This is a genomic window from Paraburkholderia sp. RL17-373-BIF-A (assembly GCF_046030175.1).
In the GTDB taxonomy this organism is placed as follows: Bacteria; Pseudomonadota; Gammaproteobacteria; order Burkholderiales; family Burkholderiaceae; genus Paraburkholderia.
Map to the genome: position 1 here is coordinate 1 of NZ_JARESO010000137.1, position 5,902 is coordinate 5,902.

The 5,902-nt window shown below is 53.0% G+C and carries 1 protein-coding gene; it reads left to right on the forward strand.

Features of this window, described 5'->3' with window-relative positions; all coding sequences use genetic code 11:
- The first annotated feature begins 2,922 nt into the window (after nucleotides 1-2,922).
- Nucleotides 2,923-4,977 carry a hypothetical protein gene (locus P0D80_RS48230; protein WP_408295345.1) on the forward strand — a complete coding sequence of 685 codons (2,055 nt, stop codon included), beginning with the start codon at nucleotides 2,923-2,925 and terminating at the stop codon, nucleotides 4,975-4,977.
- Nucleotides 4,978-5,902: the final 925 nt, after the last annotated feature.

Consider the following 5,902-nt stretch of genomic DNA (forward strand, 5'->3'; position numbering starts at 1 on the left):
ATCTATTTTGGCAAATGTGCGTTTCGTCCGGTCACTCGATGGATATGTGGCCGGATGCTTTGTGCCTAGGAGCGACTGCACGTGGTGAGAAGTGGCGGCGAACTCGTCCACAGAGGAAGAACTCCTGATCGGGCGCTACTGCTATGACCAGCTTGAACCATCGGGTGCCGTCGTTGTTACTTGCCTGTTTATGATCGGACATGCGGTTACACATAGGTTAATGAAATGCTCGCAGCGCGACCGGCGTGGTGACTGATATTTCGCGGCGATGTATGCATGCAACTCGTTGTGACGGTTAAATGCGAGGTCCAGATTCTGCAACGCTGTTCTCGCGTCCCGCTTCGACATCTACAAGGCAGAGTCTTCCTTCATCGCCTTGGCGAGGTTTCGACCATTTCGTTGCTTTGTTGATTTTTGGCCGGCGTCGTGATCAAGGCAGGCCTATCTTCCGAGCACGTCGGCGCCTATCGGGCAAATGCGGCAGGAGCCGTTGTGTGGTGAGGTATTCGATTTCGTTGTCGGCCTTGAGGGCGCCATCGAATGGCTTCCCCGTCACCGCTGGCCGGTTCGAAGATGACGCGCAATGGCGGGCCGACATTGCAGCGGAGTTCGAACCTGTCCGAGCCCTAATGTGCGTTGCTCCGGTCCGCCACTCCGAAAATGGCTACTCCGGCCTTGGGTGTCGCGCCATTCGCCGACAGATCATAACCGCACGATTACTCAGTTCCGTCGACACTATGCACTAGCGCCATGCTATTGATTCGTGCCGACCCCGGAAATCAGGCACCTTGACGTTAAGCTTTCATTAGAGGATGGTTGGTTAGGTCGTGAACTTAAAAGCCGATGTGTCGCCCCCGTCGCGATTCTGTGCAGATTGTGGCTGTCCTGTTGCTCTTGCGCAGACGTATTGTTTCGAATGTTTTTCCGCTGATCCACATTTTCGTAGGCGAGGCATTGACAGAGACATCGACATAGTCCTATCCGTTATCCTGTTCGCGTCTATGCTGTTGGTCGCAGCTGGTTGGATGATGATTGTGTCCATGGACGAGCCGCCGGAACCATTCTCAAGAGTGATGAGCGGACTTCGACGGCTTCTGTCGAAGATTTGGCTCCACAACGATCCGTGACACTACGACCTCGGACTGTGGCGTTGTCGATTAGCAATTCGCTTCAGGCCATTGCCCATGGCGCGACGCGGGGACCTGTGACCACTGTGTTAATCGACTTGTGCCGATGCCTTCTGAATTACGAAGCCCAGATTCGCAGATAACATTGCGTCAACATGGCGACATTGAACCTCTAGAGACTGAACTAAGCTTCACTGGGCAATGCTGAACTCTCAAATTGGCCAGCGCGACCCTGCGCTTCCAAAGAAGCTGACGCCCGAGCATGGCATTGTCTCTCGACCTGATCTGCCGGCGATTTTTCAGCGCCCCTAGCCCCCTAGCACGCCCGCTTCGGGTGCTCCTTGAGGCGTAATCGAGGCAGCGAATCGATCCAAGTCGGATGCAACGCAGACTTGTGACAAGGCCACCCTGGGATGCAGGCACTCGCGGACAGAACCGCCAATACTCCCAACCTTCTCCGAAGCCTGCGGAGACACCAAGAATGAGTCCCGACTCAATCCTAGGCCTGAGCGCGCTGCACCCAATGCGTCCATATACCACCATCGCAACAAACTCAGGTGTTCGCCGGAAAGGCAATGCTTTCAGAACCGAGCATCATTCCATTGACTCAAGGCAGATCGCATCGCGTTCGGGTATGTACACGATAAGGTCCTAGCATAACCGGTCACGGCGTCGCCCTAGGAGAGAGTAAGGCAGCGTCCGTATCAACATCCCAAGCATTCTCAGCGTTGCGTCTATGGGTCCGCCGAAAGACTCTGCCCGTGCCAAGGAACCTCCTGCCTAGCGGCGACACCAACATCTAATCGCAGGCCAACGTGATGAGCTTACAGATGAGTGTTTTTATTATAATTTTTGGTGTCTGGTTCATTGTGGCGCTCTGCGTGCTCTTATTCATCCACGGCGCGAGCTGGAAATCAGAGAGCGAACTGACCGACGATTAGCAATGTTCGCGCGAACATCCAATCCTAATACTTCACGAAGCTTGCTGCGGACTCAGATCATGACAAACGAGGCGGAGCAAATACGAAGACGTCATGTGACACGTGACGTCGGGGTAAGTAATGAGCCGGGGTCTTTTGGCAACCAACGTAAAGCTGCAGATGCAGACAATGAGCGGATTGCATGCAATGATCGCACCGCTACTCAGGTAATCAAAGCGAAAGAGGGATATGTAGTAAGGCTTCCTTACGAGAATGTACCCGAACGAGCTCAGCCATATCAGCTGCTTGTTGCGATGTTAATTTCGGAGGAAGTTTTCGGCGACCAGGCCGGGTATCCAATCAAGCACGAACCGACCGCGGCGACTGTAAGCACTATCCAGACCGCGGTGAAGGAGAAGCTAAATGACTTAGCAGTCTTCGCATTGGGCGACGCAGAGCGCTCTGGTCGTTTTGCAAGTGCCAGCGGGCTCGTTGTCGATTCAGGCCGCTCGGACCTACAGAAACGAGATCTACTCCCCGCCGGTCCGACTCGGCCCGGTTCGAAGAAGAACATCTCATCGACTGCCCACAACGACCAAAGCGAAAACGACGCGTCCAACGTCAATCAGTACGTTGCCACCGCGTCGCTGCCGGCGATAGCGCAAGTGTTGCGCTTGCGATCTCGCAAAGAACCACGCGCGAAGAGAATTCTAACTCAAGTGAGATGGTCTCTGGAACGCAGCCATGCTTTACCGTCGTCGTCGCCTCGCTTACTTGCTTGGTCCGTCCGGCCTCCACCGGGTCAGACAATTTTCGGACTTAGATGCTGTGAGGTCGAGCGACGCGTGCTCAAACGTACATAAAAGGACTCCCAAATGAATGCCCCGCATCAAATAGTGGCGAAGCGCCTTCTATCGGCGTCTGGTCGGCGTACTTGGACTGCGCTGCCGCTTTTGCTTGCCTTTGCCGCCTGCAGCGGTGATGGCACTCCCACACCCGCTCCCGCTCCCACTCCGACCGATATCTTGTGTAAGGATTACGAGGGAAAGCAGACGGTGGTGAAGCCGAAAACGATAACTATTTATAATAATTCGGATGCCACAATTTATCCAATCGTTTCGACCAGCAAGAATGCAAAGAACGAATGGATTCAAGGATGTCTTCGTACTTCCGATCCTTACCCGACAAACTTTGTTTACAAACTATATGTCAACGAAGGCGAAGGCATACCTCCGGATTCGTCGGTAACGATCACCCTTCCGCTGTACAGCCAACTTTCGAGTGACCGCTACATTACGTGGTGGAACGGTGGCCGAGTCGTGCTGGCTGACGGGAAAGATAGATTGCGTGATCAAAAAGACGCTCTATTGACGACTCCAGGCAATGTTAGCTGTAAGGGGCAGAAGACGGCTTGCAAGTTACACGTTTATTCCAGTGACGTTCAGTTTCCGGAAAATATATTTGCACAGCTGTCGGAATATACTTTTGGCGACTCCATTATTCCGCCGGGTCAATCGCTACGAGTGTTAATACCAGATAATGTTGGCTATAACATATCATATGTCGATCATGTGTACATGCCTGTGGCCATTGAGCCAAGTAATAATCCTTATATTGGATACAGCGGATCAACGCTCTCCCTCAACGCGTTTAGAGATCACCTTACCGCATTTCTAACCACACCTCTTGGACAAGGCTGGCCGGTGTACAATTTAAGCCAGTTGAAACTGCCGGGAGGTTACAACATCTTCGCGCAACGTTTTGGTACTCTGCCGCCCGCCGATAATGTCCCAGTTAAGCCGGCGAATGGCTTTCCCCCAGTACTGACGGTATTGCCGTGTATTAAAGGGCAATGCACCGAGGACCAGAAGACGTCCGTGCATTTTGGCGCGTCGGTCCAGCGGATGCAGGACTTATGGGCTTCTTGTGTCCCTTGGAATGAGGACTTGACTGCTTATCAAACAAAGACTATCAATTGTCCGCAAAATCTAAGGGCCGACCTGACGGCAGTCCAGCAATTCTTCAAGGAGAATCATCAGCAGTACCTGCAGATGTTTGCCGCTGGACAGTGCGACACGACCTCAACGCCTACGCCCGTACCGTTTGATTTTTGGCAGGCCATCAACCATGTCTATGGATGGGTTCCCTTCAACGAAGGGTGTGGCGCATCAGCAAATCCTCTGGTGGAAACCACGATTCCTGGATGGGATCATGCAAAGATCCAGTCGATGTACATCCACGATCTCCAGTATAACTACAAAGATCTCAACGTGACCAGTGAGCTGCTATTTAATCCATATGTTAAGTTAATACACGCCGAAGATTATCTTTCAATGGATGCGTATGCCTTTTCCGTAGACGACGCGGTCGGCTTCATGAGTGAACTAGGAGATGGACTAGTTTTTACCGTGGGCGGTAGCGGCGGCCTTGCAAATAATCAGCATTTCAACTATGCCGATGGATTTTCGGTGGCGATTGGCGTACCGGTTTCCATGTTAAATAAGTTTAATACTCCATTGATTAAAAAATATGGGGCATGTGTGATCAATCGCGAGAGCAGCGATCCGAATTGCGAGAGCGACAAACAAGATGTTATTATGCCGACTGGCAGTCAGATAGCAGGATTCAGAATTGGCACTGTCGCTGATTACCCCATCAAAGTGCGCTTTACCGATCTGCGCGATAACGTGTACACCTTCATTGTGAGTTCAAAATTCGCTCCATGCCCTGAAGGCGTAAGCGCATCGCAGTGTCCGACTAATAGGCCGACTCTCTTCAACAAAGCGTTCTGCGTTGTCACGAATAGCAAGGGCACGAAACACCCAAAGTCCGATGATTGGTGCCAGAACGCCAATCCCAACCAACAGCGAGAAAAGCAACTGACGAAGAACTATCTCAGCTTCCCGCAACCCGTTGACTATATGCCGTAGTCGACAATGCGACCATCTCCTCGAGCAAGCCAACAGGCATGGCGCCCATGGTCGGGAGGATCTGGGCCAAGTGGCACTGTGTGTTTGTGGGGCCGCGGACAATTACATCGCCTGTACTCTCTGGGTTCGCATGCGGTTGAGGCTGGCAATCCTCTCGGGGTTTCGCTTGCGATACTCTGTGTTAGGGGCACAGGTTGACAAAGGCTCATAGTTGCAAGGAGATGTACGGTGAAGTCGACCCGTGAGAACGGACGCCTATCCGCCTAAAGGCGGTGGCTTCTGGGCGGTCGCGGCGTGCTTGCTGTTTCGCTCCGTACATGTTCACAGTCGATTTCCTAGGCAGTGCCGGGCGGTGCCGCCCGACTGGTGGCGGCTCACTCGCGGATCTTGCGCGTTGCTCGAAGGGGAAACTCGCGGACTGGGCCAGCTCCATCGTTTGGGCGCGGGCACTGCCGTCACGGAGTAGAGGCTCTGGCGAGCGCGATGCTGGCTGCGTGGTCGGTGCGGTATCGTTGTCGCTTCAGCATCTTTTATTTGTGCCCTTCATTGAATTGAAATGGAGCCCATTTCGCACCCAAGCACAAACCTTGGGCATAACTCGAGGACGGCGGTTATGCCGATGTTCGGTTATCGATGATCGCGCCCGGATGTTTCTGATTGTGATCGCGCAAAAGCCATTCTAACGACCGTTATAAGAGAGGATAGCGAAACGACTCTTGATTGGCTGCCGTCGCAACTCTGTGCGACAGGATTTGCCATCAGGGTGAGTAGGGTCAGTCACAGATATCAGAGCACGCGCATCGGGTCAGTGCAGTTTCTTCGAGCTGAGGACGGCGTCCATTGCAAGCAATTACAGATGGTGGTCCCCACTTGTGTGCGTGAGTGGAATACACGTTCATGCCTTGGAAGTAAGCGTTGCCCCAGC

Bases quoted from the DNA above. Each gene is read 5' to 3' on its own strand.
- P0D80_RS48230 (WP_408295345.1), top strand. From the start codon at position 2,923: ATGAATGCCCCGCATCAAATAGTGGCGAAGCGCCTTCTATCGGCGTCT.